Below are 7,361 nucleotides of genomic sequence, written 5' to 3'. Positions count from 1 at the left end.
GCGTTGCGCCAGGAGACGCCCAGGCCCTTCAGCGGGCCGCCCTGCAGCACGTAGTCGAGGCGCAAATCGCGCTCCCACTCGCCCTGGTCATCGCCCTGGGTCTCGATGTTCGTCCCCTTGAGGTAGGTCGCCTGGGCCTTCAGCCCCGGCACGCCGAGCTTGGCGAAGTCGAAGCCGTACTCGGCCACCCAGGTGCGCTCGCCGGCGCTGAGGAACTTGCCGATCTGGCGGTCGGTGATCAGGTAGGCGGTGGCGCCGTCGCCCTGGTTGAGGAAGGGGAAGGCGCTGTCGCCGGAGAGCTGCTGGTAGCCCAGGCTCGCCGCGTGGCCGGCCAGGCTGTAGGTGAACAGGGCGCTCCAGGTGCGGTTGTCGACTTCACCGCGGTGCGGGTCGTTGGCCGCCCAGTTGCCGCTGCTGACGAAGCCTTCGCGACGCCCGGCGGCGCTGGCGTTCTGGCCATCCGAATCGCTGTAGAAGTAGCGCAGGTCGGACTTCAACGCGCCCACCGGCAGCGCCCAGGTGTGGGTCAGGCCGAAGAAGTGCTGCTGGTAGAAGTCTTCCAGGTTGCCGTAGTAGTACTGCGCGAGCAGGGCGTCGCTGACCTTGTAGTCGCCGCCGGCGAAGTAGAAGGTGTTGACGAACTGGCCGCTGCGGGCGTTGTTCGCACCGGCGATGGACAGGCCGCGGGCGTCGCTGGAGTTGCGTCCCTTGGCGTGTTCCAGCTGGCCGCCGACCAGGGTCAGCCCGGCGATCTCGTTGGAGGTGACCTGCCCGCCCTCGAAGGTCTGCGGCAGCAGGCGGCCGTCGTTGTAGGTCACCACCGGCAGCTTCGGCAGCAGGGTGCCGAGGCGCGCTTCGGTCTTGGAGAAGCGCAGCTTGCCGGTCACCCCGAGGCTGCCGAAGTCGTCCTTGGCGCGGCCGTCGTTGTCGGTGGGGAACACGGTGCCGCCGTAGTTGGCACTGGTCGGGTTGAAGTGGCGGCCCTTGCCGGAATCCAGCTTGACGCCGAGCAGGCCGAGGGCGTCGACGCCAACGCCGACCGTGCCCGCGGTGAAGCCGGAGGCGTAGTTGAACAGGAAGCCCTGGCCCCACTCCTCCTGCTTGGAGGGCGCGGCGGTGCCTTCGCGGTTGTCCGAGTTGATGTAGAAGTTGCGCAGGGTCAGGCTGGCCTTGCTGTCTTCGAGGAAGCCGCCGGCGGCGGCCTGCTGGGCCAGGACACCCAAGGCGACGGCCAGGCTCAGGATTGATTTGTTCATGCTCGATGCTCCAATGCGGTCTTGTAAGGGTGTTGGGCGACCGGAGCAGGAGCAGGCGCGATGCGCCGCCGCGTGACCTTCGAAGCCACTGTCGTTTTCACAGGCTCCGGTGCAAATGCGATGCGGCGGTCCGCTGTCGGCAGGCCGCCACTCTAGGCGGCGAATGTTAATTCGTAAAAAGAATTATTTTTCAGATTTAAAGACCAAAATGTAATAAGAATTTCCCCAAGGCCCGTCTCAAGCGCTCTCTAAGCTAATTCCAACAAAGTATTTTAACGCAGTTTTTTAGATCATTAGATTTGCATCACCGGACCACCGGACACCCCAGAACGCAGCACCCGTCCCGTGGCCCGGCCTCCAAGACCGGCCCAAGCCCGTTGAGGAGTCCCTCCGATGATCCCGTCCCTGTTCCCCCGTCGCCTGTTGGCGGCCCTGGCCCTCGGCAGCCTGGCCCTGAGCGCCCAGGCCGCGGACTTCACCGTCGCCTACCAGACCACCGTCGACCCGGCCAAGGTCGCCCAGGCCGATGGGGCCTACGAGAAGGCCAGCCAGTCCGAGATCGACTGGCGCAAGTTCGACAGCGGCGCCGAAGTCATTACCGCCGTCGCCTCCGGCGACGTGCAGATCGGCTATGTCGGCTCCAGCCCACTGGCCGCAGCCGCCACCCGCCAGCTGCCGATCCAGACCTTCCTCATTGCCACCCAGATCGGCGACGCGGAGGCCCTGGTGGCGCGCAATGGCGCCGGCATCGCCAAGCCCGAGGACCTGGTCGGCAAGAAGATCGCCGTGCCCTTCGTTTCCACCGGCCACTACAGCCTGCTGGCGGCCCTCGAGCACTGGCAGATCGACTCGTCCAAGGTCACCATCCTCAACCTCGCGCCGCCGGCCATAGTCGCCGCCTGGCAACGCGGCGACATTGACGCCACCTACGTCTGGGACCCGGCCCTGGGCGTGGCCAAGTCCTCCGGCAAGGTGCTGATCAGCTCCGCCGAACTGGGCAAGCTTGGCGCGCCCACCTTCGACGCCTGGATCGTGCGCAAGGACTTCGCCGAGCAACATCCGGAAGTGGTGCGCGCCTTCGCCAAGGTCACCCTCGACGCCTACGCCGACTACCGCAAGGACCCGCAAGCCTGGCTGGCCAACAAGGGCAACATCGACAAGCTGGTGAAGCTCTCCGGCGCCAAGGCCGAGGACATCCCGCTGCTGCTGCAGGGCAACGTCTTCCCGCTGGCCGCCGACCAGGCCACCGCCCTGGGCGCGCCCACCACCCAGGCCATCAGTGAGACCGCGCGCTTCCTCAAGGAGCAGGGCAAGGTCGAAGCGGTGCTCCCGGACTACGCCCCCTACGTCAGCTCGAAGTACGTCCAGAACTGATTCACCCCGCCTGCCCGGACACTTCGGGCAGGCCCTTTCGAGACCTGCAGAAAATGGCATTACTCCAGCTGGAGCGCATCAGCGCACAGTACCCCGGCACGGCAGAGCCGGTACTGACCGACATCTCCCTCGACCTCGGCCCCGGCGAACTGCTGGTGGCCCTCGGTCCATCCGGCAGCGGCAAGACCACCTTGCTCAACCTGATCGCCGGCTTCGTCGCCCCCAGCGCCGGGCGCATCAGCCTTGATGGCGTACCAGTCAACGGACCCGGCGCCGAGCGCGGCGTGGTGTTCCAGGACGACGCCCTGCTGCCCTGGCAGGATGTGCTCGGCAATGTTGCCTTCGGCCTGGAGCTGGCAGGCGTGCCCCGCACCGAACGCGAGGCCCGCGCCCGCGAACTGCTCGCGCTGGTGGACCTGGCCGGCTTCGACAAACGCCGCATCTGGGAGCTTTCCGGCGGACAGAAACAGCGCGTCGGCATCGCCCGCGCCCTGGCCGCCGACCCGCACGTGCTGCTGATGGACGAACCCTTCGGCGCCCTCGACGCCTTCACCCGCGAGCAGATGCAGGAACTGCTGCTGCAAGTCTGGCGGCGCGCGGCCAAGCCGGTATTCCTCATCACCCACGACATCGAGGAAGCGGTGTTCCTCGCCAGCGAACTCATCCTGCTGTCGCCCAACCCGGGCCGCATCAGCGAGCGCCTGCGCCTGGACTTCGGCCAGCGCTACGCCGCCGGCGAAAGTGCGCGAGCGATCAAGTCCGACCCGCACTTCATCGAGACCCGTGAGCATGTCCTGGCCCAGGTCTTCGCCGAACGCCAGAGGAGAAGCGCATGAGCAGCCTAGACCTTTCCCTGGCCGGCAAGGCCGACCCGACCGTGCCGGCGCGTCCGCGCCGGCCGCTCAGCACCCTGTCCATCAGCCTGCTGACCCTGGCCACGCTGCTCTTCGCCTGGTGGGCGGTGACCGCCACCGGGCTCATCGAACCGCTGTTCCTGCCCAACCCTCAGGCCATCGCGCGCAAGGGCTGGCTGTTGCTGACCCAGGGCTACATGGACGCCAGCCTCTGGCAGCACCTGGGCGCAAGTCTCGGGCGCATCGGCCTGGCCTTGCTGGCGGCGGTGCTGACCGCGATTCCGCTGGGCATCGCCATCGGCCGCAACCGCATCGCCCGGGGCATCTTCGACCCGCTGATCGAGTTCTACCGGCCCATCCCGCCGCTGGCCTACCTGCCGCTGATCGTCATCTGGTGCGGCATCGGCGAGCTGTCCAAGGTGCTGCTGATCTATCTCGCGATCTTCGCCCCCATTGCCATTGCCACCGCGACCGGCGTGCGCAATGTCGACCCAACGAAACTGCGCGCGGCGCAGTCCCTGGGCGCGAGCCGGGCGCAACTGATCCGCCATGTGATCCTGCCCAGCGCCCTGCCGGACATCCTCACCGGCGTGCGCATCGGCCTCGGCGTCGGCTGGTCGACCCTGGTGGCCGCCGAACTGGTGGCCGCCACCCGCGGCCTGGGCTTCATGGTGCAGTCGGCGGCGCAGTTCCTAGTCACCGATGTGGTGATCCTCGGCATCCTGGTCATCGCCCTGATCGCCTTCGCCCTCGAACTCGGCCTGCGCGCCCTGCAACGCAAGCTTGTGCCGTGGCACGGGCAGAGCCACTGACACCTTCTCGTTGGGCTTCGCTTAGCTCAGCCACAACCTACAAGAGCACGCCGTTCCGTAGGCTGGCGCTGAGCGCAGCGAAGCCCAACGGAACTTCCACTCAGGCTCAGGCTGCGCCGCCCAACTCCCGCAAATACCCCCAGGGAAAGATCCCTCGCTCGTGCCCATCGCTGAACACCAGCTGCACACCATAGCCCTGTAGCGCGATGCGCTGCAGGCGCACACCTTCGTCCACCGTCGCTATCACCCCGCGCAGCCGCGCCGCCTTGCATTGCGCACAAGGGCAAGCGCCGCGCAGCCGTGCATGGCTGATCGCCTGCCGCTCGCCATCGGCCCATTCCAGGGTCAGGCGCGCCTCGCCGAGGGAGTTGCGCAGGCTGCTGGGGGCGTCCATCAGGCCACCTCCTGCAATTGCGCCAGGGCGATGCGTACCGCCTTGCGCACTTCCGGATCGCCGTCGGCTTCCGCCGCGCGCAGGGCTGGCAGGGCAGCGCTGTCGCCGAGATCGCCCAGAGCCAGGGCGGCCTCCTTGCGCAGGTTGGCGACGCCATGGCCGAGCAGCGCCGCCAGTCCGCTACCGGCCGGGCGATGGCGCAGACGGCCGAGGGCGCGGGCGGCACACAGGCGCACCTGCCAGTAGTCGTCGGTCAGCGCCTGCACCAGCTCCGCACCCGCTTCGTCCAGGCCGATCTTGCCCAGGGTGGTGGCGGCTTCTTCGCGCACCTGCCAGGTGCGATCCCCCAGGGCCGCGTATAGCGCCGGCAGCACGCCGGCATCGCTGGCGAGACCCAGCGCGCCGGTGGCGGCGCGGCGCACCTCGGTATCCGGGTCGTCGCTGGCCAGCTGCGCCAGGGCCGGCACGGCGGCGGCGTGCTTCAGCCAGCCGAGAATGCCCACCGCCTCGCGGCGTACCAGTGCCTCGGGGTGCTGCAACGCCAGCAGCGCAGGGGCCGCTGCCGCCTCCAGGCGCAACTCGCGCAGGGCGCGCAGGGCGCTGGCGCGAACGAAGGCGTCGGCATGTTCCACCCAAGGCAGGATCAGCCGCCCGGCCTCCAGGCTTTTCAGTTCACTGAGGCTCTGGGCGGCGGCCAGGCGCACGGGTTCGGCGCGATCTGCCAGGGCCGCGCAGAGCGCCTGTACCACGTCGGGCTCCTCCCAGGCTTCCAGCAGGCGTGCGGCCTCCGCGCGCACCTCGGCGGCATCATCCGAGGCAAGCGCGGCGATGAGCCAGGGCAGGCCTTCGGGGTCTTCGAGGTCGGCCAGTTCGATCAGGGCGATGCGCCGCACGCCGGCGTCGTCATCGCCGAGGCGCAGCAGCAGGGCGAGGATATCGGGGTTGTCGGTTTCAGGTTCGATCATAGGGCGATTCGCAGTGGCGGATGGTCGGCAGGCAGGCCCAGGGGCGTCAGGCGCGGCAGTTCGCGGCCGTCCTCATGGCGCAACAGCTCCAGGCAGTGGCGCTTGAGGTGAGTGAAGCCGGAGCTGGTGAGCAGGCTGGCGCGGCGCGGGCGCGGGAAGTCGATGTGCAGGTCCTCGATGAAACGGCCGGGACGTGGGCTCATCACCAGGATGCGGTCGGCGAGGAACAGGGCTTCGTCGATGTCGTGGGTGACGAATACCACCGTGGTGCGGATGCGCGTCCAGATATCCAGCAGCAGCTCCTGCATGCGCGAGCGGGTCTGCGCATCGAGGGCGCCGAAGGGTTCGTCCATCAGCAGCAGGCGCGGGCGGTTGATCAACACCCGGGCGATCTCGGCGCGCTGCTGCATGCCGCCGGAAAGCTGGCTGGGCCAGCGCCCGGCGAAGTCGCCAAGGCCCACCAGTTGGAGGAATTCGGCGGCGCGGCGGCGGCGTTCGGCCTTGCCCTCGCCCTGCATCTTCAGGCCGAAGGCGACGTTGTCGAGCACGCTGCGCCAGGGCAGTAGGGTGTGGTGCTGGAACACCATGCCGCGTTCCGGCGAAGGGCCGTTTACGGGGCGGCCATCCACTTCCAGGTGGCCGGCGCTGGGCCTCAAGTGCCCGGCCAGGGCACCCAGCAGGGTGGACTTGCCGCACCCGGAAGGGCCAAGGATGCAGACGAACTCCCCCGGCGCGATGGCGAAGTCCAGGGCCTGCACCGCCTCGAAGGCGTCGCGCCTCTGACCGAGGCGGATGGACAAGCCGCGAGCGGCGATGCGGCCGGGCTCCAGGGCGTATTCATGGCTGCTCATCAGGCGTTCCTCCGCGCGTGATACCAAGGCGTTGCCAGTGCGCCGAGGCGCTTGACCAAAGCGCTGCTGCCCATGCCCAGCAGGCCGATCAGCAGCATGCCGACGACGATGTCCGGGTAGTTCTGCACCACGTAGGACTCCCAGGTGTAGTAACCGATGCCGAACTGCCCGGAGATCATCTCGGCGGTGACCAGGCAGAACCAGGAAGTGCCCATGCCGATGGCGAGCCCGGTGACGATGCTCGGTGCCGCGCCGGGCAGGATCACCTCGCGCAGGATAGCCAGGCGCCCGGCCCCCAGGCTGCGCGCCGAGGCGATCAGCCGTGGGTCCACCGCCTCCACGCCGTGCACGGTGTTGAGCAGGATGGGGAACAGCGCGCCGGTGAAGGTGATGAACACCATGGACAGCTCCGACGAGGGAAACATCAGGATGGCCAGGGGAATCCAGGCCACCGCCGGGATCGGCCGCAGCACTTCCAGCGGCGGCAGCAGGCTGTCCTCGGCCCACTTCGAGCGGCCAATGGCGAGCCCAAGCAGCACGCCGAGAACGGCGGCGGCGAGGTAGCCGGCGAACACCCGCGCCAGGCTACTGGAAAGGTGCGGCAGCAGCTTGCTGGAGTGCGCCAGTTGCCAGGCGGCGTCGAGCACCGCGGCTGGGGTGGGTACGTAGGTGAAAGTGAACAGGCCCAGGTCCAGCCGCGCGGTGGCGGCCAGCTGCCAGAACAGCAGGCAGGCGGCCAGCGAAGCGAGGCGCAGGGGCCAGCGGTATAGGTAGGTCATCGATCTTCTCCTGGCAGCCCCCTCTCCCCAGCCCTCTCCCCAAGGGGAGAGGGTGCGCACCTGGCACGGTATGTCC

The 7,361-nt window shown here is 68.4% G+C and carries 8 protein-coding genes; 3 read left to right on the top strand and 5 right to left on the bottom strand.

Going from position 1 to position 7,361, the window contains the following annotated elements; all coding sequences use genetic code 11:
* On the bottom strand, positions 1-1,256 hold a 1,256-nt coding region (locus E8F12_RS02210), incomplete at its 3' end, for an OprD family porin (protein ID WP_280323658.1).
* A 396-nt stretch (positions 1,257-1,652) separates the two neighbouring features.
* Here E8F12_RS02210 and tauA point away from each other — a divergent pair.
* The 3 genes from tauA to tauC are packed head-to-tail and all read left to right on the top strand — an operon-like array spanning position 1,653 to position 4,296.
* A complete protein-coding gene (gene tauA, locus E8F12_RS02205) occupies positions 1,653-2,630 on the top strand; it encodes a taurine ABC transporter substrate-binding protein (protein WP_280323661.1) in 978 nt (325 codons plus the stop codon).
* Between the two features lie 53 nt (positions 2,631-2,683).
* A complete protein-coding gene (tauB, locus tag E8F12_RS02200) occupies positions 2,684-3,466 on the top strand; it encodes a taurine ABC transporter ATP-binding subunit (protein WP_280323657.1) in 783 nt (260 codons plus the stop codon).
* On the top strand, positions 3,463-4,296 hold the full coding sequence (gene tauC / locus E8F12_RS02195; protein ID WP_280323656.1) for a taurine ABC transporter permease TauC: 834 nt from the start codon (positions 3,463-3,465) through the stop codon (positions 4,294-4,296). The genes tauB and tauC overlap by 4 nt, the downstream gene beginning before the upstream one ends.
* Positions 4,297-4,402: 106 nt before the next feature.
* Here tauC and E8F12_RS02190 read toward each other — a convergent pair whose 3' ends face one another.
* Genes E8F12_RS02190 through E8F12_RS02175 form a run of 4 tightly spaced genes read right to left on the bottom strand, consistent with a single transcriptional unit; the run spans position 4,403 to position 7,285 of the window.
* On the bottom strand, positions 4,403-4,690 hold the full coding sequence (locus E8F12_RS02190; protein ID WP_280323655.1) for a gamma-butyrobetaine hydroxylase-like domain-containing protein: 288 nt from the start codon (positions 4,688-4,690) through the stop codon (positions 4,403-4,405).
* Positions 4,690-5,655, bottom strand: coding sequence for a HEAT repeat domain-containing protein (locus tag E8F12_RS02185; RefSeq protein ID WP_280323654.1), 966 nt, complete (start codon positions 5,653-5,655; stop codon positions 4,690-4,692). The genes E8F12_RS02190 and E8F12_RS02185 overlap by 1 nt, the downstream gene beginning before the upstream one ends.
* Positions 5,652-6,506 (bottom strand): ABC transporter ATP-binding protein, encoded by an 855-nt coding sequence (locus tag E8F12_RS02180; protein WP_280323652.1) that lies wholly within the window; start codon positions 6,504-6,506, stop codon positions 5,652-5,654. The genes E8F12_RS02185 and E8F12_RS02180 overlap by 4 nt, the downstream gene beginning before the upstream one ends.
* A complete protein-coding gene (locus E8F12_RS02175; RefSeq protein WP_280323651.1) occupies positions 6,506-7,285 on the bottom strand; it encodes an ABC transporter permease in 780 nt (259 codons plus the stop codon). The genes E8F12_RS02180 and E8F12_RS02175 overlap by 1 nt, the downstream gene beginning before the upstream one ends.
* Positions 7,286-7,361: the final 76 nt, after the last annotated feature.

It is taken from the genome of Pseudomonas sp. BN102, assembly GCF_029871245.1.
GTDB lineage: Bacteria > Pseudomonadota > Gammaproteobacteria > Pseudomonadales > Pseudomonadaceae > Metapseudomonas.
This window is presented reverse-complemented; position numbering and strand designations above follow the sequence as displayed.